The sequence below is a fragment of the Siccirubricoccus deserti genome (assembly GCF_014283215.1).
Taxonomy (GTDB): Bacteria; Pseudomonadota; Alphaproteobacteria; order Acetobacterales; family Acetobacteraceae; genus Siccirubricoccus; species Siccirubricoccus deserti.
The window spans coordinates 1-1,470 of the sequence record NZ_JACOMF010000211.1 but is presented as its reverse complement, the minus strand read 5'-3'; the positions used below and the strand labels follow the sequence as shown (position 1 = coordinate 1,470).

The 1,470-nt window shown below is 72.7% G+C and carries 1 pseudogene; it reads left to right on the top strand.

Going from position 1 to position 1,470, the window contains the following annotated elements:
- Positions 1-129 precede the first annotated feature (129 nt).
- A pseudogene (locus tag H7965_RS31590) lies at positions 130-1,470 on the top strand (amidase); the annotation flags it as partial.

Genomic DNA, 1,470 nt, shown 5'->3' with positions numbered 1-1,470 from the left:
AGGAGGCCGCACAAGCGGCGCCGCGGTTGCTGATCCTGTCGCAGACCATGGACCGGCTAGAGGCTTGGCAGGGCGAACTCGGTGAGGTCGCCCCAGCAACCATATTTCAGGTGCCGACGGAGGCGCGGAATGGCCGATGAGGATCTCGCCTTTCTTCCCATCTCCGAGCTGGCGCCGCGGATCGCACGCGGGGAACTCTGCCCGGTCGCGGTGACGGAGGTCCTCCTCGCCCGCATCGCCGACCGAGACGGCACGCTCAACAGCTACATCACCGTCACAGCCGAGCCGGCGCGCGCCGCCGCCCACGCGGCGGCCGAGGCCGTGCGCGGCGGTCACTCGCTCGGGCCGCTGCACGGCGTGCCGATCGCGCTCAAGGACCTCTTCGCCACCAGGGGCGTGCGCACGACCTCCGCCTGCGCCGCCTTCGCCGACTGGATCCCCGACCACGACGCGACCGTCATCGAGCGGCTCGCCAGGGCGGGGGCTGTCCTCATCGGCAAGAACAACATGCACGAGGCCGCGGCCGGGTCCAGCGGGCTGGTCTCCCACTTCGGCCCCATGCGCAACCCGTGGGACCCCGCCTTTGTCACCGGCGGCTCCAGCGGCGGCTCGGCGGCGGCGGTGGCGGCGGGGCTCGCCTACGGCGCCGTAGGCAGCGACACCGCCATGTCGATCCGCCACCCTGCGGCCTAATGCGGGGTGGTGGGGCTCAAGCCGACCTACGGCCGGGTTAGCAAGCACGGCGCGTTGGCCCTCTCCTGGTCGCTCGACCATGTCGGTCCCATCGCGCGCACGGTCCGTGACGCCGCCCTGATGCTCGGTGCGCTGGCGGGCTTCGACCCGCGCGACCCCGCCTCGCGGGACCGGCCCGTTCCCGACTACACTGTTGCCCTGGATGGGGACGTTCGCGGCCTGCGGATCGGCGTGCCCCGGCGGCACTTCTTCGAGGGATGCGAGGCCTCGACGCTCGCGGCAGTCGAGCGCGCAATCGACACGCTCCGCGGGCTCGGCGCGGCGGTGGAGGAGTGCGAACTGCCGCACGCCGCGGGCGCTCCGCTGCTCACACGCACGATCCTGCTGGCGGAGGCTGCAGCCTACCATGCCGATCGGCTCCGCCGGTGCCCGGAACTGCTTAGCCCGACCCTGCGCGGCGCGCTGCAGACGGGCTCGATGGTGAGCGCCGCGCATTACCTGCAGGCGCAGCGCGTGCGGCGGGTCATCGAAGCCGCCTTTGGGGAGGTGATGGCCCGGTTCGACGTGCTAGTGACGCCAACGACGCCGTTGCCGGCCTGCAGGGCGGAGGAGGACGAGACGGCGCTGACCGGACCGCGGATGCGCAACACGGCGCCGTTCAACCTGACGGGCCTGCCCGCGGTCTCCGTGCCCTGCGGCTTCTCGGCGGACGGCCTGCCGATCGGCCTGCAGGTCGTGGGCCGCGCCTGGGACGAGGTCACCGTCCTGCGGGTCGCC